General features: G+C 68.5%; 17 protein-coding genes. 1 reads left to right on the top strand and 16 read right to left on the bottom strand.

Annotation, left to right across the window (positions count from 1 at the left end; translation table 11 throughout):
* Positions 1 to 45: 45 nt before the first annotated feature.
* Positions 46 to 3,516: a DNA-directed RNA polymerase subunit beta gene (gene rpoB / locus ACFSDF_RS05340; RefSeq protein ID WP_167005731.1), complete on the bottom strand. Its 3,471-nt coding sequence runs from the start codon at positions 3,514 to 3,516 to the stop codon at positions 46 to 48.
* A 340-nt stretch (positions 3,517 to 3,856) separates the two neighbouring features.
* On the opposite strand from rpoB, the gene ACFSDF_RS05335 reads away from it, so the two are divergent.
* Entirely contained in the window at positions 3,857 to 4,570 is a 714-nt protein-coding gene (locus ACFSDF_RS05335) for a class E sortase (RefSeq protein WP_167251617.1), read from the top strand.
* A 2-nt stretch (positions 4,571 to 4,572) separates the two neighbouring features.
* Here the strand turns inward: ACFSDF_RS05335 and ACFSDF_RS05330 are convergent, their stop codons facing one another.
* From ACFSDF_RS05330 to ACFSDF_RS05260, 15 genes are all read right to left on the bottom strand, one after another.
* On the bottom strand, positions 4,573 to 5,247 hold the full coding sequence (locus tag ACFSDF_RS05330; protein ID WP_377156555.1) for a hypothetical protein: 675 nt from the start codon (positions 5,245 to 5,247) through the stop codon (positions 4,573 to 4,575).
* On the bottom strand, positions 5,244 to 5,801 hold the full coding sequence (locus tag ACFSDF_RS05325) for a hypothetical protein (protein WP_377156553.1): 558 nt from the start codon (positions 5,799 to 5,801) through the stop codon (positions 5,244 to 5,246). Before ACFSDF_RS05325 ends, ACFSDF_RS05330 begins: the two co-directional genes overlap by 4 nt.
* Entirely contained in the window at positions 5,768 to 7,039 is a 1,272-nt protein-coding gene (locus ACFSDF_RS05320) for an MCE family protein (RefSeq protein ID WP_377156551.1), read from the bottom strand. Before ACFSDF_RS05320 ends, ACFSDF_RS05325 begins: the two co-directional genes overlap by 34 nt.
* On the bottom strand, positions 7,036 to 8,142 hold the full coding sequence (locus tag ACFSDF_RS05315; RefSeq protein WP_377156549.1) for an MCE family protein: 1,107 nt from the start codon (positions 8,140 to 8,142) through the stop codon (positions 7,036 to 7,038). The genes ACFSDF_RS05320 and ACFSDF_RS05315 overlap by 4 nt, the downstream gene beginning before the upstream one ends.
* Positions 8,139 to 9,314, bottom strand: a complete 1,176-nt coding sequence (locus ACFSDF_RS05310; protein ID WP_167005749.1) for an MCE family protein — start codon at positions 9,312 to 9,314, stop codon at positions 8,139 to 8,141. The genes ACFSDF_RS05315 and ACFSDF_RS05310 overlap by 4 nt, the downstream gene beginning before the upstream one ends.
* Complete coding sequence (locus ACFSDF_RS05305; protein WP_167251607.1) at positions 9,311 to 10,294, bottom strand: MCE family protein; 984 nt, start codon at positions 10,292 to 10,294, stop codon at positions 9,311 to 9,313. Before ACFSDF_RS05305 ends, ACFSDF_RS05310 begins: the two co-directional genes overlap by 4 nt.
* Positions 10,282 to 11,388 carry an MCE family protein gene (locus ACFSDF_RS05300; protein WP_167005753.1) on the bottom strand — a complete coding sequence of 369 codons (1,107 nt, stop codon included), beginning with the start codon at positions 11,386 to 11,388 and terminating at the stop codon, positions 10,282 to 10,284. The genes ACFSDF_RS05305 and ACFSDF_RS05300 overlap by 13 nt, the downstream gene beginning before the upstream one ends.
* Complete coding sequence (locus tag ACFSDF_RS05295) at positions 11,385 to 12,701, bottom strand: MCE family protein (protein WP_377156546.1); 1,317 nt, start codon at positions 12,699 to 12,701, stop codon at positions 11,385 to 11,387. Before ACFSDF_RS05295 ends, ACFSDF_RS05300 begins: the two co-directional genes overlap by 4 nt.
* Positions 12,701 to 13,519: an MlaE family ABC transporter permease gene (locus tag ACFSDF_RS05290; RefSeq protein ID WP_377156544.1), complete on the bottom strand. Its 819-nt coding sequence runs from the start codon at positions 13,517 to 13,519 to the stop codon at positions 12,701 to 12,703. The genes ACFSDF_RS05295 and ACFSDF_RS05290 overlap by 1 nt, the downstream gene beginning before the upstream one ends.
* A 10-nt stretch (positions 13,520 to 13,529) precedes the next feature.
* Positions 13,530 to 14,309, bottom strand: a complete 780-nt coding sequence (locus tag ACFSDF_RS05285; protein ID WP_167005761.1) for an MlaE family ABC transporter permease — start codon at positions 14,307 to 14,309, stop codon at positions 13,530 to 13,532.
* The gene (locus ACFSDF_RS05280) at positions 14,306 to 15,295 is read right to left on the bottom strand and encodes an ABC transporter ATP-binding protein (protein WP_167005764.1); all 990 of its coding nucleotides are present in this window, start codon (positions 15,293 to 15,295) and stop codon (positions 14,306 to 14,308) included. Before ACFSDF_RS05280 ends, ACFSDF_RS05285 begins: the two co-directional genes overlap by 4 nt.
* 69 nt (positions 15,296 to 15,364) lie before the next feature.
* Entirely contained in the window at positions 15,365 to 16,393 is a 1,029-nt protein-coding gene (locus ACFSDF_RS05275; RefSeq protein ID WP_377156540.1) for a DUF6801 domain-containing protein, read from the bottom strand.
* 271 nt (positions 16,394 to 16,664) lie between these two features.
* Positions 16,665 to 17,054, bottom strand: coding sequence for a 50S ribosomal protein L7/L12 (gene rplL, locus ACFSDF_RS05270; protein ID WP_167005769.1), 390 nt, complete (start codon positions 17,052 to 17,054; stop codon positions 16,665 to 16,667).
* Positions 17,055 to 17,110: 56 nt separating this feature from the next.
* Entirely contained in the window at positions 17,111 to 17,695 is a 585-nt protein-coding gene (rplJ, locus tag ACFSDF_RS05265; protein WP_167005771.1) for a 50S ribosomal protein L10, read from the bottom strand.
* Positions 17,696 to 17,968: 273 nt separating this feature from the next.
* On the bottom strand, positions 17,969 to 18,781 hold the full coding sequence (locus ACFSDF_RS05260; protein WP_167005774.1) for an SCO4651 family lipoprotein: 813 nt from the start codon (positions 18,779 to 18,781) through the stop codon (positions 17,969 to 17,971).
* Positions 18,782 to 18,869 lie beyond the last annotated feature (88 nt).

Below are 18,869 nucleotides of genomic sequence, written 5' to 3'. Positions count from 1 at the left end.
TCGGAGGCGGGGCGCGGACTCAAGAGAGTGCCGCGCCCCCGCGGCTCAGACCTCCTCGACGCTGGCGGGCTCGCGACGGGAGAGATCGATCCCGAGCTCTTCAGCGGCCCTGAACACGTCTTCCTCGGCGTCGCGCATCTCCACCGCGGTGCCGTCGCTCGACAGCACCTCGACGTTCAGGCAGAGCGACTGCATCTCCTTGACGAGAACCTTGAACGACTCCGGGATACCCGGCTCGGGGACGTTCTCGCCCTTGACGATGGCCTCGTAGACCTTGACGCGTCCGAGGATGTCGTCGGACTTGATGGTGAGGAGCTCCTGCAGTGCGTACGCGGCACCGTACGCCTCGAGGGCCCACACCTCCATCTCACCGAATCGCTGTCCACCGAACTGCGCCTTACCACCCAGCGGCTGCTGCGTGATCATCGAGTACGGACCGGTCGAACGGGCGTGGATCTTGTCGTCGACCAGGTGGTGCAGCTTCAGGATGTACATGTAGCCGACCGAGACCGGGTCCGGGAACGGCTCGCCCGTACGTCCGTCGAACAGACGCGCCTTGCCGTCGCGACCGACCATGCGCTCGCCGTCACGGTTGGGGAGCGTCCACTCCAGGAGGCCCTGGATCTCGTCCTCGCGCGCACCGTCGAAGACCGGGGTGGCGACGTTGGAGTCCATCGGGGAACGGTCGGCGCCGATCCCGCGCAGGCGCTCGGCCCACTCGTCCTTGGCGTCGCCGATGTCCCAGCCGGCCTTCGCGACCCACCCGAGGTGGGTCTCGAGGACCTGACCGACGTTCATACGGCCCGGCACGCCGAGCGGGTTCAGGATGATGTCGACCGCGGTGCCGTCGGACATGAACGGCATGTCCTCGACCGGCAGGATCTTGGAGATGACGCCCTTGTTGCCGTGACGGCCGGCAAGCTTGTCACCATCGGAGATCTTGCGCTTCTGCGCGACGTACACGCGCACCAGCTGGTTGACGCCCGGCGGCAGCTCGTCGCCCTCCTCGCGGTCGAAGACCCGGACACCGATGACCGTGCCGGACTCGCCGTGGGGAACCTTGAGCGAGGTGTCGCGGACCTCGCGCGCCTTCTCGCCGAAGATCGCGCGGAGCAGACGCTCCTCGGGGGTCAGCTCGGTCTCGCCCTTCGGCGTGACCTTGCCGACGAGGATGTCGCCGTTGGAGACCTCGGCGCCGATGCGGATGATGCCGCGCTCGTCGAGGTCAGCGAGCATCTCGTCGCTGACGTTCGGGATGTCGCGGGTGATCTCTTCCGGGCCCAGCTTGGTGTCGCGGGCGTCGACCTCGTGCTCCTCGATGTGGATCGAGGTCAGCAGGTCGTCCTGGACGACACGCTGGGAGAGGATGATCGCGTCCTCGTAGTTGTGGCCCTGCCACGGCATGAACGCGACCAGGAGGTTGGACCCGAGAGCCATCTCGCCCTCGTCGGTGCAGGGACCGTCGGCGATCGGCGACCCCTTCACGAGACGGTCGCCCTCACGCACCAGCGGACGCTGGTTGATGCACGTGCCCTGGTTGGAGCGCGTGAACTTCGACATGCGGTAGGTCTTGTAGGTGCCGTCGTCCTGCATGACCTCGACGTAGTCGGCGCAGACCTCGGTCACGACGCCCGGGGCCTTGGCCACGGTGACGTCACCGGCGTCGACGGCGGCACGGAACTCCATGCCGGTGCCGACCAGCGGCGCGTCGTTGCGGATCAGCGGGACGGACTGACGCTGCATGTTGGAGCCCATGAGCGCGCGGTTGGCGTCGTCGTGCTCCAGGAACGGGATCAGCGCGGTCGCGACCGACACCATCTGGCGCGGCGAGACGTCCATGTAGTCGACCTCGGCGGCCGGGACCAGCTCGGCCTCGCCGCCGCGCTGGCGGACCAGGACGCGGTCCTCCGCGAAGGTGCCGTCCTCCTCGAGGCGCGAGTTGGCCTGCGCGATGACGTAACGGTCCTCGTCACTCGCGGTCAGGTAGTCGATCTGCTCGGTGACCCGGATGCCGTCGACCCTGCGGTAGGGAGTCTCGACGAAGCCGAACGGGTTGATGCGACCGTACGACGCCAGCGAGCCGATCAGACCGATGTTGGGACCCTCGGGGGTCTCGATCGGGCACATGCGGCCGTAGTGCGACGGGTGGACGTCACGGACCTCGTAGCCGGCGCGCTCACGCGAGAGACCACCCGGGCCGAGGGCCGAGAGACGACGCTTGTGCGTCAGGCCCGCAAGCGGGTTGTTCTGGTCCATGAACTGCGACAGCTGCGAGGTGCCGAAGAACTCCTTCAGCGCCGCCACGACGGGGCGGATGTTGATCAGGGTCTGCGGCGTGATCGCCTCGACGTCCTGGGTCGTCATCCGCTCGCGGACGACCCGCTCCATGCGGGCCAGACCCGTACGGAGCTGGTTCTGGATGAGCTCGCCGACGCTGCGCAGGCGACGGTTGCCGAAGTGGTCGATGTCGTCGGCCTCGACGAAGGCCGTCCCGGCCGGCATCTCGAGCTCGGTCTCGCCAGCGTGCAGCGCGACGATGTACTTGATCGTCGAGACGATGTCCTCGATGGTCAGCGTCTGCTGGTCGAAGGCCTCGTCCGTGCCGAGCTTCTTGTTGATCTTGTAGCGGCCGACCTTGGCGAGGTCGTAACGCTTGGGGTTGAAGTAGTAGTTGTCGAGGAGCTGCTGGGCGGCCTCGGTCGTCGGCGGCTCACCCGGACGCAGCTTGCGGTAGATATCGAGCAGCGCCTCGTCCTGGCCGGACGTGTGGTCCTTCTCCAGGGTCGCGCGGATCGAGTCGTACTGGCCGAACTCCTCGAGGATCTGCGCCTCGGTCCAGCCGAGCGCCTTGAGGAGCACCGTGACGCTCTGCTTGCGCTTGCGGTCGAGCCGGACGCCGACCTGGTCACGCTTGTCGATCTCGAACTCGAGCCAGGCGCCGCGCGAAGGGATGACCTTCGCGGTGTAGATGTCCTTGTCGCTCGTCTTGTCCGGCGTGCGCTCGAAGTAGACGCCCGGCGAACGGACGAGTTGCGAGACGACGACACGCTCGGTCCCGTTGATGATGAAGGTGCCCTTGTCCGTCATCAGGGGGAAGTCCCCCATGAAGACGGTCTGGCTCTTGATCTCACCGGTCTCGTTGTTCATGAACTCGGCGGTGACGAACAGGGGCGCGGCGTAGGTGACGTCGCGGTCCTTGCAGTCTTCGACCGAGTTCTTGGGCGGCTCGAAACGGTGGTCGCGGAACGACAGCGACATGGTCTCGGAGAAGTCCTCGATCGGAGAGATCTCTTCGAAGATCTCCTCCAGACCGGACTTCGTCGAAACGTCCGTACGCCCGGCGGCCAGCTGCTGCTCGACGGACGCCTTCCAGATCTCGTCCCCGATCAGCCACGAGAAGCTGTCTGTCTGGAGCGACAGAAGCTCGGGCACCTCGAGGGGCTCAGAGATCTTGGCGAAGGAGACACGACGGGGGTTGATGGTGGCAGAGGCGGCGGCAGTGCGCGAGGAAGCCAAGAGGGGTCCTTCCAGAAGGCTCGCAGTTCCCGGGTTGCGGCACCGACCGAACCCATGCCAAATCACCCAGGTCAAGGGGTGAGTGGGCAGAGTGCAGGCAGCGCAAAGAATGAGTCTAGACGTCAACCCGGGCAGATTTCAACCCAGGGAGTCAAGCCTTCGCCGTCGATGATGAACGCATCTGGGGCTCAGGTCAAGCAGCCGGGCGGTTCGGACGGGGGTGTCGTGCCGGAACCTCCCGGGAACACAGGGCGGGGAACGGGCGTTGCGGCGCCCGTGTCACCCTGGATGTGACATTCGTTACCCCGTGCCGACGGGGCGTGGCTACCGAGGAGGGATCGTGCCGACGCAGACCACTCCACCGCGCCGCGAGCGCCCCGAGCTCAAGCCCACACCCCGCCTGCGGCCGACCCGGATGCTCGCCACGCTGCTGACGCTGGTCCTCGTCGCGAGTGCCGGCTGGTTCGCCTGGAAGTACATCGGCACCAACATCGTCGCGAAGCAGCGTCAGGGCGAGATGGCCGTCGCCCTCGCGGACGGCTGGCGCGACAACCGTCAGGGTGACGCGACCGAGGACGACCTGGAGATCGGCGAGGCGATGGCCGTCCTCCGGATCCCACGGTTCGGCAAGGACTTCGAGGTACCGGTGGTCGAGGGCGTCGACGACTCCGCACTCACCTCCGGCGTCGGCCACTTCCCGGACACCCAGCGCCCTGGGCAGCTCGGCAACTTCGCCGTGGCGGGGCACCGCATCACCAACGGACAGCCGTTCAAGGACTTCCCTGACCTGCGGGCCGGCGACACGGTCTATGTGGAGACCCGTACGCATGTCTACACGTACGAGCTGCGCGGCTCCGGGACGGACACGATCGTCGACTTCTCCGACATCTGGGTGATCGCCCCGGTCCCCGAGAAGGCCAAGGACAGGCCCGGAGGGCGCTCCAAGGCCAAGCCCCGCGAAGCCCTCCTCACCCTGACGACGTGCTCGGAGATCTTCCACACCGATAACCGCTCGGTCGTCTTCGGGGAGCTCGTCTCCGCCGAGCACGTCTGACGTCAGGTCGTCGTCAGCTCCGCGACCAGCCAGCGGCCGTCGACCTTCTCCATCCGCACGATCGCCGAGAGCGCGGCCGGTGAGCCTGCCTTGCCGGCGACCGTACGGTGCTGGTCGACGAAGGCGAGGAGACGCACGCTCGACGTCGAGCACTCCTGTCCGCACCCGAGCGGCGCCACGGCGCGTACGGAGGCCGTGACGTCGATCTTGCGTTGCTCGGCCGCCGAGGCGACCTGGGGCGCGAGCTGCTCGTACTCCGCCGCGAAGTCGTCGGTCATCAGCTCTGTCGCCGCGGCGAGGTCGTCGGCGACGCTCGCATACCCATAGCTGAGCATCGTGACGAGGGCGGTCGACGCCTGCTCTGTCGCCGCGTCCTCCGCGTCGATCTGCCGCTGGGCGTCGCCCTCCACCTGCCGGACGGAGACCACGGCGATGACGGCGAACGCCACTGCAGCCACGGCCGCCAGACCGAGCCCGCTGAGGACGAGACGCGCGCGGCCCGACAACGTCGGGCGAGGCTCCTTGGAGGGCTTGGTCGGCCGAGGAGGCCTGGCGCTCTTGGCCTGGGGGCCGGGCTCGGCGGGCGGCGGAGCCGTGCTCTCGGCCGCATCTGCCGCATCTGCCGCCTCGGACGATCGCCGCTTCTCTCCCGCGATCCGGGGTCGTCGGTTGCTCACGAGCCGTCCTCCTCGCCCTGCTCCGGAGCCTTGGACTCCACCGGGATGTTGGCGAAGCTGTCGACGAGCCATTCGTCGCCGTCGCGGACGAGCGCGATGCGCCAGCGCAGCCGGGGCTGGCCGACCTGCACGTCGGCGGGCTCGGTCGCGACGTCGATCGCCGCGAGCACCTCAGCACTGTCGGCGTCGAGGCTGTCGACGGCGACCTGCTTGACCGTGCCCTTGGAGACGATGCCCGCCTCCTCGAACTTCGAGAGGAGGTCCTTGGTCGAGGCCTCGAACTGCGTCGCGAGGTCGTCGGTGAGCAGCGGACGCACGCGCGCGATGTACGGGTCGAGGTCCTTGACGTCGTAGGTGTTCACGCTGGTCGCGAACTTCTCCGCGGCCGCGCGCACGTCCGCCTGCGTGGCGGTGTCGGCGTACGCCGGGATCTGAGGCCCTCGTACGAGCGCGAGCACGCCGACCGCCACACCGGCCACAGCAACGAGGGCGAGGACGAGAGCGAGCAGGCGCGTGCGGCTCAGCGCGCGACCGCCGGTCCGAGCAGCATCCACTTCCACGTCTCCTTCCCGAGATCAGGTGCGTCCGGGATCGTCGCGCCCGTCGCTGACACCTGCTTCGTCGCCACATCGTACGTTCCGAGCGTGACGCCCCCGTCCGTCCCGGCGTCGGAGGCCGGTGCGACGGTCGAGCCACCGGCGGCCGAGGCACTCCGTGGCTGCGCCTCGAGGCATCGGCGTGCCCTGTCCCACGTCTCCGGCGTACGGTCGAACGGTGTCCGCTGCTTGGCGCCTGACGCGTATCCCTTGAGGCACGGCGCGTTGTCGGGCTGCAGCGTCAGGCTGAGTCGCGCCGCGTACTGGCCGGTGCGCGAGTCCTGGGCGATGATCGAGAAAGCGCTCTCGACGCCGTACGGGGCGATCACGAGCACGCCGCGCACCCCGTCGAGGTGCGAGACGACCACCTTGTTGAGCGTGATGGCGTGGTCGAGCAGCGAGGCGAAGTCGTCGGCGTTCTCGGCGATGACGGACCGCAGCGTCGCCGCGGTCGGGGCTCCGACGTCGAGGACCGTGCGCAGGTCGGCGTCGGACGTCCGCATCGCGGTGCTGAGGTCGCGGAGGTTCGTGGCGAACTCCACGATGTCGTCCTGGGAGTCGACCTGAGTCTGCAGGACCTTGCGCGAGTCACGGATCAGCGCGGCCGTCACCTCGTACTTCTGGTCGGCGGTCGTGATGAACGAGCTGGTCGTGTCGATCAGCGTACGAAGATCGCCGGCCGAGCCCTCGAAGGCGTCACCCAGCTCAGTGATGACGGTGCTGAGGTCGTCGGCGTCGACCGAGGTGAGGAACGCGTTGACGTCGGTGAGCAGCGTGCGGGTGTCGATCGGCACCTGCGTGCGGTCGCGGGCGATGACGTCGTCGGCCTCGAGGAACGGGGCGGCGTCGGAGTCCGGCTGGAAGTCGAGATACTGCTCGCCCACGGCCGACTTGTTGGCGACGACGACCTTCGTGTCGGCCGGGATGTCGGGCGAGGAGTGGTCGATGAGCACCTCGACGTCGACGCCGTCGCGGGTCAGCCACATGTCCTTGACCCGTCCCACGCTGACGCCCCGGTAGGTGACGTCGGCCCCGGTGAAGATGCCTCCGGACTCGGCCATCTCTACGACCACCGAGTAGCCGCCCCCTCCGAACAGGCGGTCGACGCGGGCGTACTTCGCCCCGACGAACGAGACACCGACGAGGGTCAGCACGAGGAACATGACCAGCTGGATGCGCATCCGACGGGTGATCACGGAGTCACCACGCTCTCTGCCATGACCGCGCCGACACCGTCTCCGCGCAGCGCCTCCTTGAGGGACTTCAGCTCAGCCTCGGACATCAGCCCGATCGTCTTGGTGAAGTCGGTCCTGAAGTCCAGCGACACGTTGGTGTAGTCCCCCATCTGGTAGGCCGCTGCCTCACCCGGGCCGTCCCCGAGCAGGGAGTCGGGGAAGGGGAACGTCGGGAGCACCTCGAGCGACGAGATCAGCGCGTCACCGGCGGAGGCGAGGTTGTCGAGCACCGGCTCGAGCGCGTCGAGGTCGGCGGCGACCGCGTCCTTGGCGCGGACGATCACGTCGGTGCCGACGCTGCCGAGGTCGGTGAGCGCCTCGAGCATGCGGACGAGGTTGGCGCGCTGAGCGTTCACGGTGCGCAGTGCCTCGGGCATATCGTCGAGAGCGCCTTCGATCGCCTTGCGCTGCGACCTCGTCGCCTTCGCGAGCTGGTCGACCTGCTCGATCGCCGTCACGATCTCGGCCCTGAACTCCTCGGCCGTCCCGACGAACTCGTCGAGGCGCCGCACCAGCGTGCGCATGTTGGCCTCACGGCCCGACATCGCGTTGTTGAGCTCGCGCGCGATGACCTGCACCTTGTCGACCGCTCCCCCGTTGAGCACGAGGGAGAGCGCGCCGAGCACCTGCTCGACCTCGGGCGTGTGGCCGGTACGGGCGAGGGGGATCCGGTCGCCGTCCGACAGCTGCCCGGTCGACCCGGTCGCCGGCGGCGCCAGCGAGACGAACTTCTCGCCGAGGATGCTGGTCTGCCGGATGGACGCCATAGCGTTGTCGGGCAGCTCCACCGAGTCGTTGACCTCGAGCTCCACCTTGGCCTGCCAGCCGTCGAGCTCCACTCGGGTGACGCGTCCGACGGAGACGTCGTTGACCTTGACGGCGCTCTGCGGCACCAGGTCCATCACGTCGTCGAACTCGACGACGACCGTGAACGGGGCGTCGCCGAGGTCGGCACCGCCAGGGAGCGGGAGGTCACCGACGTTGCCGCTCCCGCACCCGGTCACGAGCGCGAGACCGGTGAGAGCGGCCGCCGCCGCGGTCCAGCGGTTCCTGGCTCGCGTCATGACGCCACTCCCATCAGTGCGGCGAGCCCGTCGGTCGACGCCGTCGAGGAACCCTTGGCCTGCTTCTCCATCCACGAGACGACCTCGCCGAGCGCATAGCAGGCCTCGCGGTACTTCGGGTTCTGGTTGGCCGCGAGACCGCAGTACGCCGAGACGTACGCCGCATCGGTGAGCGTACGGAACCGGCCGTCGCGCTTGCCCTTGATGGTGGCGCGGGTGTCGATGGCTCCCGTCGTGGGGTTGTACGCGGTGGCGAGGTTGGCGAGCGCATGCGGGCCCTTGTCAAGGATCCGCGCGAGGTTCTTGCGCTCCTTCGCCAGCGACTCCGTCACGTCGGCGAGCCCGTCGACGTTCTTGCGCAGGCTCGTCCGGTTCTCGGCGACATAGCTCTGCACCGAACCCAGGGCACCCGCGAGCTCGCGCAGCGCGGCCTGAAGGTCGTCGCTCTCTCCGGCGAGCACGTCCGAGACGGCCGCCAGACTGCTGTTGAACGTACGGACGGAGGCGTCGTTCTGCTCCAGCGCCTCGACGAAGGTCGCGATCTTCTCCATCGACGAGAACAGCTCGTCCTTTGACCCGTCGACGGTCGTCGTCAGCTTCGCGAGGGCGTCGATGCTGCGCCTGATCTCGACGCCCTTGCCGTCGAGGTTCTCCGCGCTCGTCGCCAGCAGGTCACCGAGCGCGCCGTTCGCGTTGGCGCCGTCCGGGCCGAGCGCGGTCGCGACCCGATCGAGGGCCTCGAACGTCTCGTCGAGCTCGGTGGGGGTCGCCGAGCGCGTCTGGTCGAGGTGCGTGCCGTCGGCGAGCTTCGCGCCACCGGAGTAGGCGGGCGTGAGCTGCACGAAGCGGTCGCCGACCACCGAGGGCGACACGATCACGGCAGACACGTCGGCGGGCACGGCGTACTCGGCGTCCCAGGAGAGCCGGACACGGACCTTCGTACCGCGCGGGGTGATCGTGTCGACGGTGCCGACGTCGACCCCGAGGATGCGGACCTTCGAGCCTTCGTAGAGCGACACCGTACGGTCGAAGTCGACGGTCAGCGTGTGCTTCTGCGAGCGCGGGATCAGCACCACGACCAGCGCGGCGACGAGGCCGAGGACGAGGAGGCCGACCACGACCTCGACCGCGCGGCGCGAGGCCCTCGGGCCACGCTCGACAGTGGCCGTCACAGTCCCTCCTCCAGTCCGAGGATGCTCAGCAGGTTGTAGACGAAGCCCTCGAGCCACGGACCGTTGCCGCTGTTGCTGGCGACCATCGCGTAGTAGGCGGGGAGCTGCTCCATCGCCGCGCTGATGTTCTTCTCGTTGCGCTGCAGCACCTTGACGACGCCGGCCAGCCGGTCGAGCGCGGGCTTGAGGTCGTCGCGCGTGTCGGCGACGAGCTTCTCGATCTCGTCGGACATGCGGGTGACGCCCACGAGGACATCGTGGATCGCTTCGCGCCGGGCCGTGAGCGCGTCGAAGAGCACACCGCCGTCCTCGAACAGGGACACGACCTCGGTGTTGCGGTCGGCGAGCACGCCGGAGATGCCGTCGATGTTCTTGAGGAGCGTCTTGATCTCCGCGTCGCGGGCCGCGAGGTTCTCGGAGAGCTCGGTGACCCCCTTGACCGCCTTCTGGAACTCCTCGGGCGTCTTGGCAGTGACCTCGCCGAAGGTCTTCATCGCGTGCGCGAGCTGGTCGGTGTCGATCTCCTGCGTCGTCTCGCTGAGCCCGGAGAACGCCTGCACGATGTCGTACGGCGGTGTCGTCCGCGAGGCGGGGATCAGCGCCCCTTCCTCCAGCGTGCCGGACCCAGCGGACTCGAGGCTGACGTACATCGCCCCGAGCAGGGTCTTGATGCGCACCGACGCGCCCGTCTCCTTGCCGAGGCGCTCGCGCTCGTCCTTCACACGGAAGACGACGCGCACCTTGTCGCCCCGGAGCTCGAGGTCGTCGACCTTGCCGACGAGGACGCCGGACATCCGGACGTCGTCGCCCTTCTTGAGCCCGCCGACCTCGGTGAACTCAGCGGCGTACGTCGGGCCGCTGCCGACCAGCGGCAGCGAGCCGGCCTGGCTGGCCAGGACGAGGACGAGGGCGATGAGCAGCACGCCGACCGCGCCGACGGCGACGGGGTTGCGCTCGCGGAACGGCTTCATCCTGCGCATCGGCTCACTCCTGACCCTGTGACGGTGACGCGCTTCGTCGTCTTGAACGGTCGGGCCTTCTCCCACCCGGGCACGCCGCTGAGCGACGGCAGCCTGCCGTCGATGCCGACGTCGCACACATAGAAGTTGAAGAACGAGCCGTACTCCGTCGTACGCCCGATCCGGTCGATCTTGATCGGCAGGATCTTGAGGGTGCTGTCGAGCGCCTTGCGTGCCTTCTTGGTGCCGATCGCGTCGGTGAGATCGCGCAGGTGCGCGATGTCGGACGTCAGGTCGGGCCGGATCTCGGTGAGCAGACCGGCGGTCTCGGTGCTCAGCGCGGCGATGTCGTCGAGCGACCCGGTGAGCACGCCGCGGTCGTCCTTGAGACCCGACACGAGCTGCTGCAGCGTCGAGATCGTCGACGACAGCTCGGTGTCGCGCGCGTTGAACGAGGTGAGGACCGCGGTGAGGTTGGAGATGACCGAGCCGATCAGGTCGTCGCGGTCCGCGAGCGTCTGCGTGAGCGAGGCGGTGTGCCCGAGCAGCGACTCGACCGTGCCGCTCTCCCCCTGGAAGACCTGGATCAGCTCGTACGCGAGCTGGTTGGTGTCGTCCGGCGACAGCGCCTGGAAGAGCGGCTTGAACCCCGCGAACAGGACGGTCAGGTCGAGGGCGGGCTGGGTCCGCGCGAGCGGGATGGTCGAGCCCGGCTCGAGGCGCGCTGACGAACCCTCCGGTCCCTCGGACAACGAGAGGTAGCGCTGCCCGATCATGTTGCGGTAGCGCAGCGACGCCAGCGTGCTGTGGGTCAGCGTCACCCCCTCGTCGACGGTGAACGTCACCTCGGCGGTGGAGTCGGAGTCGACCCGCACCTCCGAGACGTTGCCGACCCGGACGCCGGCGATGCGGACGTCGTCGCCCTTGACGAGGCTCGTCACGTCGGCGAAGACCGCCTTGTAGGTCTTCGTCGACAGGAACGAGACGTTGCCGATGATCACCGCGAGCATCGCCGTGAGGATGCCGGTCACCACCAGGAAGAGGAGCAGTCGCCCGAGCGCGCCCGCCGTACGGCGGTCGAGCCTGGGGTCGCGCCTGCGTCGACGCTTGGTCATCCGATCGTCACCTCCGCTCCGCGAAGCACGGGGCCGGCCAGGGCCTGCGCCACCGACGGCACCTCGTCGGGCTCGACACCGAGGGCCCCGGCCATCAGCGCCTCGATCTGTGCACGCTCGGACGGCGAGCCGGCCGGGGTCGACCCGCTGGGCGCGACCAGCGGCCGGTCCTTGCCGAGCGGGCCCCCGATGCCGAGCTGGCGCAGAAGCGCGTTGCTCATGCCGGGCGCGGGAGTCGTCGCGTCGTACGACGTCTTAGGGAGGGTCGCGCAGGTCGGGTCGAGCGCACTGCTGCCCCCGCTGGCCGGCGGGAGGCTCGCAGCATCACCCTTGTCGTACGCCCGCGGCGAGCGCGCCGCGAACTCCACCATGACGTGGGCACGGTTGTCCCGGAACGCCGAGTCGATGCGCGGCATGAGCCGGTCGACGCCCTTGAGAACGCAGCCGATCGTCGGCGCGTAGTCGGCGAGCAGCTCCAGCGTCGGCCGCGACTGCTTGGACAAGGTGATGAAGTCCTCGCCGGTCTTGTCGAAGAACGCGTCCGCAGTCGTCGCGAACGCGGCCGTCTCGGTGAAGAGCGCCTGCAGCTGGGCCTTGCGGCCGGTCAGCGTGTTGCCGGTGACCACGGCGTTGCGCAGCGTCTCGCCGATCTCCGGCATCACGTCGGCGTACGTCTGCACGGTCTCGCCGAGCAGCGTGATGTCCTCGACGATGCGGGGCGCCAGCGGGGTGATCTTCTGGAGGTAGCCCTCGAGCGTCTCGAGGCTCTCGCCCAGCGCCTCGCCCTGTCCGTCGAGCGCCTCGGACAGCGCCGTGAGGGTGTATGAGAGGTCGACAGGGTTCAGCGCGGTGAGGATCGGGTCGAGATCAATGAGGAGGTTCTCGACGTCGGTCGGCAGGTCGGCCTGTGTGAGGACGTCGCCGGCCTCGATCGGCGTCCCCGCAGATCCGGCGACCGGCTGCAGGTCGACGAACTTCTCGCCGAAGAGCGTCTTGGGCACGATCAGGGCTTCCACGTCCGAGGGGATGAGCCTCTGGTAGTCGGGGTCGATCCGCAGGTGGATCGTCGCGCGGCCCGCGTCGGAGGTGATCTCCTGGACCCGGCCGACGATCACGCCGCGCAGCTTCACGTCGGAGTTGCGGTTGAGCTGGAGACCGGCGCTCTCGCTGCGGATCGTGACCGGGAGGTCTCCGGAGAACTTCTTGGTGAACACCGCGTAGGTCAGGTAGACCGCGGAGAGCATCAGCACGAGCATCAGCACGCCGAGCGTGCGGACGGTGCCCGTCTTGTCGAGGGTGGACGTGCGTGCCATCAGCCGGCCAACCTCACCGTCGTCGTCGTGCCCCAGATCGCCATCGACATCAGCAGGTCGACCACGTTGATCATGACGATCGACGTCCGCACCGCACGGCCGACGGCGACGCCGACGCCGACGGGGCCGCCCGAGGCGAAGTAGCCGTAGTAGCAGTGGATGAGGATGACGACGACGGCGAAGACCATCACCTTCACGAACGACCACAGCACGTCCTCCGGCGGGAGGAACAGCGTGAAGTAGTGGTCGTACGTGCCGGTGCTCTGGCCGAAGACCCAGGTGACCGTCAGCCGCGTCGCGAAGTACGAGGCCAGCAGGCCGACGACGTACAGGGGGATGATCGCGGCGAGTCCGGCGATCACACGGGTCGTCACGAGGTATGGCAGCGACGGGATCGCCATCACCTCGAGGGCGTCGACCTCCTCGGAGATGCGCATCGCGCCCAGCTGCGCGGTGAAGCCGCAGCCGACCGTCGCCGCGAGGGCGATGCCTGCGACGAGCGGCGCGATCTCGCGGGTGTTGAAGTACGCCGAGAAGAAGCCGGCGAACGCGCTGGTGTCCAGCTGCTCGAGCGCGGTGAAGCCCTGCAGGCCGACCTCGGTGCCGGTGAAGAACGACATCGCCGTGATCACGCCGACGGTGCCGCCGATGACGGCGAGCGCCCCTTGACCGAAGGTCACTTCCGCGAGCAGGCGCAAGACCTCACGCGGATAGTGGACGAGCGTGCGCGGGACCCAGGCCAGGACCCGCAGGTAGAACGCGAGGTGGCGTCCGAGCGCGTCGATCCCGCCGAGCGGACGGCGAGAGAGCTCCCTCACGTCGGCCACGTCACAACGCCTTCGCCGGGACGAGCTGGATGTAGAGCGCGCTCATCACGAAGTTGGCCAGGAACAGCAGCAGGAAAGTGATGACGACCGACTCGTTGACCGCCTGACCGACGCCGCGCGGACCACCGTCGGCGTGCATGCCCTTGTACGAGGCCACGATCGCGGCGATGAAGCCGAACACCAGCGCCTTGGCCATGCCCTGCCAGAGGTCCGGCAGCTGGGCCAGGGCGGTGAAAGAGGCCAGGTAGGCGCCCGGCGTGCCGCCCTGGAGGATGACGTTGAAGAAGTAGCCGCCGAGCACGCCGACGACGCTGACCAGGCCGTTGAGGAAGACCGCGACGAGCATGCACGCCAGCACCCGCGGGACGACGAGGCGCTGGATCGGGTCGATGCCCAGCACCATCATGGCGTCGAGCTCCTCGCGGATCTTGCGCGCGCCGAGGTCAGCGGCGATCGCCGAGCCGCCGGCCCCGGCGACCAGCAGCGCCGTCGCGATCGGACCCGCCTCACGGACGACCGCGAGCACAGCCGCCGAACCCGTGAAGGACTGCGCGCCGAACTGCTGGATCAGGCTGCCCGCCTGCAGGGCGATGACCGCTCCGAACGGGATCGCGACCAGCGCGGTCGGGATGATCGTCACCGACGCGATGAACCACGCCTGCTGGATGAACTCGCGCAGCTGGAAGGGTCGCCGGAACACGCCCACGACGACGTCCGCGCCGAAGGCGAACAGCTTGCCGAAGATCGCGAGAGGCGTCGTGAGGACGGTGACCGCACTCACGCAGCACCCCCGGACGAGACCGGGTCGTGGACGCGCAGCGGGTGGGGCGACAGCGGATCGTCCAGGAAGGAGCCGGGAGGAGGGGTCACACCGTTGGCGGCACACCACGCGCCCGGCGGCGCCTGCGTCGGGCGCGGGCGCCCGTCGGTCGGCAGCAGCTGGAGCGGGATCGGCGGCAGCGCGGGCAGGGTGCTGTGGTCCTCCAGCGCCAGCTCGTCGGCGTCCTTCTCTTCGCTCATGCCGATCGGGCCGACCGTCTGCGCGTTGAGGAACTGCCGGACGGCAGGCTCCTCGCTCGACAGCAGCATCTCGCGGGGCCCGAACATCGCCAGGTGGCGGTGGAAGAGCAACCCGATGTTGTCCGGGACCGTCCGCGCGGTGTTGATGTCGTGCGTGACGATGAGGAAGGTCGCCTCGATCTGGGCGTTGAGGTCGACGATCAGTTGGTTGATGAAAGCCGTACGCACCGGGTCGAGGCCGGAGTCGGGCTCGTCGAAGAGCACGATCTCCGGCTCCAGCACGAGGGCGCGGGCAAGTCCTGCGCGCTTGCGCATGCCGCCGGAGATCTCTGCGGGCAGCTTGCCCTCGGCACCGACGAGACCGACCATCGTCATCTTCTCCATGACGATCTCGCGGATCTCGGTCTCGGACTTGCGGGTGTGCTCGCGCAGCGGGAAGGCGACGTTGTCGAACAGCGTCATGGAGCCGAACATCGCGCCGTCCTGGAAGAGGACCCCGAACAGCTTGCGGATCTCGTACAGATCACGCTCGCTGCACGTCGCGATGTCGGTGCCCTCGATGAAGACGTGCCCCTCGTCGGGCTTCAGCAGGCCGATGAGGGCCTTGAGGAACACGGACTTTCCGGTGCCGGACGGTCCGAGCATGACGCTGATCTCCCCTGCGGGCAGGGTGAGCGACACGTCACGCCAGATCGTCTGCTTGCCGAAGGACTTCGTCAGACCTTCGACGCGTACCTCGACTCCCATGTGCGGGACTCCTTCGGGGGGACGAGCACCTCGGCCAGCGGGGTGCCACGGAAGGGCGTGGTGACCGCGTCAGGCGGTCTTGGCCCGGCGACGTGTCCGGACGGCGAGCGCGATGCGTGCGGCGGCTACGAGGCCGAGCAGCCCCACGAGCCCGACGCCGACCGGAGAACCGGTCGCCGGCAGCGAGGTCGTCGTGTACGGCGCGACGCCCCCGTCGTCGTCATCGTCGTCGTCATCATCGGAACCACCGTTGCCCCCCGGCGAGGTGGAGTCGGTGTTCTTGGGCGGGTCGATCACCGGCGGATCCTCACCGCCGCCGCCGCCACCCCCGTTGCCGTCGCCGTCCCCTCCGCCGGGGGAACCTCCGACGGTGGGCAGCGGGCACTCCGACTCCTCGCACCCGTCGCCGACAGGGATGGTGCCGATCACGCGCGCGGCGCGGGTGTCGAGGTTGCGGACGCAGTTGAGCTCGGTCTCGGCGATGGCACCCAGCACCGGCGGGTCGAGCTTTGCCTGGATCTTGAACGTCTTCGGCATCTGGACGTAGATCAGGCCACCGGTGACACCGTCGGGCAGCTCAGGGACGGTGACCGCGTCGACAGTGCCCTTGGCAGGGATGAGGAGCGAGCCCGAAGCAGGCACCGGGACCATAGGAGAGCTGAGGCCGCGGACCTGCGGCTCGAGGGTGGCGGCGACATCGCCACCGGGCACCACGCCCTGCAGGAGCACGGTGGAGGTCGCACCGCCGCCGACCTTGGTCACCAGCATGATGTCGCGAATCCGTGTGACCAACTTCGCCGGCAGGATGAGGTCGAGCTCGGCCGGAGTCTCAGCGATCGCGTCGCCCGCCACCACAGTGTCGGGCAGCGAGGTCCGCGCGTTCACGAGGAACTGCTGCGGACCGCCCAGCGAGGTGTTGATGATCTCGTTGTCCGACTCGCAGGTGTAGCCGACCTGGTTGAGCGAGACAGACTGCGCGGCACCGGCGACAGGCGCTAGCCCGACCTGCATGCCTCCCACGACCAGTCCCGCGGCGGCCATCAGACCTGCACCTCGATGCCATCCGACCTGACGACGTGCGACAGCGCTCACGCGCATGCGGTTCTCCCTCCCAAGCGAACCTCAGCGTCCGGAAGCGCAGCAGCGTGCTACTCCCAGGTAACAAACGTGACTGTAACCCACATTTTCACTGTGACACAACCCACAGAAGGTCCCAAACGGGTCACAGCCGCCTCGATGCCAGGTGACCCTCATCACAGCGCATTCGCGGCGCCGTCACTGTACAGCCAGGCCCAGGAGAAAAGACAGACGGGCACCCCTCCCGAAGGAGGGGTGCCCGTCTGTGCAGTGCGTCAGAGCGCGGAGTGCATCACTTGAGGGTGATGGTGGCGCCGGCGGCCTCGAGGGCCTCCTTGGCCTTGTCCGCGGCCTCCTTGTTGACGCCCTCGAGGATCGCCTTGGGGGCGCCCTCGACGAGGTCCTTGGCCTCCTTCAGGCCGAGGCTCGTCAGAGCGCGCACCTCCTTGATGACCTGGATCTTCTTGTCGCCGGCCGACTCGAGGACGACGTCGAACTCGTCCTTCTCCTCGACAGCGGCGTCAGCCGCGCCGCCACCAGCGGCGGGAGCGGCGGCAACCGCGACCGGAGCGGCGGCGGTGACGTCGAAGGTGTCCTCGAACTGCTTGACGAACTCGCTGAGCTCCAGGAGGGTCATCTCCTTGAAAGCGTCGAGCAGGTCCTCGGTGCTGAGCTTCGCCATGTTGGCGTCCTTCCTATCTGGGGACCCCGAGGGGGGGTCGGATACGTGATCGGGCCCTAGCCCTCGGAGCCCTCGGCCGCAGCCGGGGCTTCTTCGGTCTCGGCGGGAGCCGAGGTTGCGGGAGTCTCCTGCTCGACCTTGGCCTGCAGGGCACCCACGGCACGTGCTGCCTGAGCAAGCGGTGCCTGGAACAGAGCGGCGGCCTTCGAGAGGTTCGCCTTCATGCCGCCCGCGAGCTTGGCGAGGAGGACCTCGCGCGACTCGAGGTCAGCAAGCTTCGTGATCTCGGCAGCATCGAGCGCCTTCCCCTCGAGGAAGCCACCCTTGATGACGAGCTTGTCGTTCGCCTTGGCGAAGTCACGCAGACCCTTGGCGACCTCGACCGGATCGCCCTTGATGAAGGCGATGGCGGTCGGGCCGTTGAGGAGGTCGTCGACGCCGTCGACGCCGGCCTCGCGGGCCGCGATCTTGGTCAGCGTGTTCTTGGCCACGGCGTAGTTGACGTTCTCACCGAGCGAGCGGCGCAGGTCCTGCAGCTGCTTCACGGTGAGACCGCGGTACTCGGTCAGCACAGCGCCGTTGGAGCTGCGGAACTCGTCCGTCAGCTCGGCAACCGCTGCGGCCTTGTCCGGTCGCGCCATGGTTCTCCTTCGTGTCGTACCCGCCGCACGGCGAGCACCTGGTACGTACGAAGGCCACCGGCGCAACAGGCCCGGGAACGACGAACGCCCCGGCGCAGGAGCACGGGGCGCGACACACGGGAGAGTGCGTGAACTCGGTGAACCTGCGCGGGCCGCCCGCTGTGTGCGGGACCTTCGATCCGAGGCGCTCCCTGGGGAGTGCCGCGGACGACCGGCGGTCTTCGGCATCGTCCAGACTACGTGACCGGCCCGCGCAGATCCAAATCGGGTCGATCAGCCGCCCATCATCGACGAGCCGTCGACGACCTGGCCGGCCGGGGGCGCGGTGATCTCGACGTCCTCGCCCCACTTGGTGAAGGTCATCTCCATCGGGATCTGGGCCACATCCATGACGACCTTGCGCGGGAGGTCATCAGGGCCGACCCAGTATTCGTAGGTGATCTCGGCGGGCAGCTGCGCTGCTGCAGCCGCCTCCATGCCGGCGATCTTGGACGTGTCGACGACGACGTCGTAACGGCTGGCCTCGACGCCGTCGATGGTCTCGGTCTGTCCGGTCGCCGTCACGGACTTGAGCGCGTCCTTGAGGTTCTCGATGCTCTTGGTCGGATCCATCGAGTCGCGCAGCTGGCCGAACGACTCGCCTGCGGCACCCGCGGCGGCGTCGAGGGAGAGCTTCATCCACTTGCCCTCGGGCATGCCCGGCGCCTTCATGTAGAGCGCGCCGTCGACAAGCGTCATCTCGATGCTCTGTCCGCTCGCGTCCATCGTCATGCGCATCGCCGTCTTGCTCGGGTCGCTGTCGGTGATGACATCGGCCTCGGCGTCGATCTTCTGGCCTGCCGCCTCCATCGAGATCGTCATGTGCGCCGACCTCGCGTCCGTCTGGGCGCCGCCGAGCGTGTCGGCGAAGTTGGCCGAGGTGAGCTCGGTCGCTCCCTCGTCCGACGACCCGCCCTGCGACGAGGTCGAGGGGGTGGCGCCGGCGCCGCCGTCGCCGCCGTCGGCGACGTCCGCGCTGCTCCCGCAGCCGGCGGTGAGTGCGAGGGCGAGAGCCGCGACAGCGGCCGAGATCGTTCGGGTACGCATGACGACCACGCTACCTCGTGCATGGTTCGTCAGACGCACAGACGCCGCATCCCCTGTGGGGAGGCGGCGTCTGTGTCAGCTCACGTCA

Source organism: Mumia zhuanghuii (genome assembly GCF_042681565.1).
Taxonomy (GTDB): Bacteria; Actinomycetota; Actinomycetes; order Propionibacteriales; family Nocardioidaceae; genus Mumia.
This window is presented reverse-complemented; position numbering and strand designations above follow the sequence as displayed.

Excerpts from the sequence above, each read along its gene's own strand:
- ACFSDF_RS05315 (WP_377156549.1), bottom strand. The coding sequence starts at position 8,142 with ATGACGCGAGCCAGGAACCGCTGGACCGCGGCGGCGGCCGCTCTCACC.
- ACFSDF_RS05305 (WP_167251607.1), bottom strand. The coding sequence starts at position 10,294 with ATGCGCAGGATGAAGCCGTTCCGCGAGCGCAACCCCGTCGCCGTCGGC.
- ACFSDF_RS05300 (WP_167005753.1), bottom strand. The coding sequence starts at position 11,388 with ATGACCAAGCGTCGACGCAGGCGCGACCCCAGGCTCGACCGCCGTACG.
- ACFSDF_RS05295 (WP_377156546.1), bottom strand. The coding sequence starts at position 12,701 with ATGGCACGCACGTCCACCCTCGACAAGACGGGCACCGTCCGCACGCTC.
- ACFSDF_RS05280 (WP_167005764.1), bottom strand. The coding sequence starts at position 15,295 with ATGGGAGTCGAGGTACGCGTCGAAGGTCTGACGAAGTCCTTCGGCAAG.
- ACFSDF_RS05275 (WP_377156540.1), bottom strand. The coding sequence starts at position 16,393 with ATGCGCGTGAGCGCTGTCGCACGTCGTCAGGTCGGATGGCATCGAGGT.
- rplL (WP_167005769.1), bottom strand. The coding sequence starts at position 17,054 with ATGGCGAAGCTCAGCACCGAGGACCTGCTCGACGCTTTCAAGGAGATG.
- rplJ (WP_167005771.1), bottom strand. The coding sequence starts at position 17,695 with ATGGCGCGACCGGACAAGGCCGCAGCGGTTGCCGAGCTGACGGACGAG.
- ACFSDF_RS05260 (WP_167005774.1), bottom strand. The coding sequence starts at position 18,781 with ATGCGTACCCGAACGATCTCGGCCGCTGTCGCGGCTCTCGCCCTCGCA.